This is a genomic window from Elizabethkingia argenteiflava (genome assembly GCF_009904105.1).
Lineage (GTDB): Bacteria > Bacteroidota > Bacteroidia > Flavobacteriales > Weeksellaceae > Elizabethkingia > Elizabethkingia argenteiflava.
Map to the genome: position 1 here is coordinate 1 of NZ_JAAABJ010000254.1, position 356 is coordinate 356.

Genomic DNA, 356 nt, shown 5'->3' on the forward strand with positions numbered 1-356 from the left:
TATTGCTAAATTAGGATAGTTTTTTTATCTTTACTAAAGAAAAACAATGGATAGTCCAAAATGTCATGAGTCTGAAAAAGTAAAAGACGGTATCGTCAGTAATCTTGAAAGATACAAATGTAAAAATTGTGGATTTAATTTTACGGTATATAAAAGAGGGGGTGAATATTCAAAAACAATCAAAAAAAAAGCGTTTCAACTTTCTCTTGAAGGCTTGGGCTTTAGATCAATCGGCAGGATTTTAGATATTAGCAATGTCACTATTTTGAATTGGATTCGTAGTTTTGGTCAAGAAGTACAATCGTTGCAATGTGGATCTAAGGAAATAAAAGTGGTAGCGTTAGATGAAATGCACA

Annotated in this window: 1 protein-coding gene; it reads left to right on the forward strand. The window is 31.5% G+C overall.

Features of this window, described 5'->3' with window-relative positions; all coding sequences use genetic code 11:
- Positions 1-46: 46 nt before the first annotated feature.
- Positions 47-356, forward strand: a 310-nt coding sequence (locus GNY06_RS02615) for an IS1 family transposase (protein ID WP_166518676.1), incomplete at its 3' end; no start/stop codon positions are given.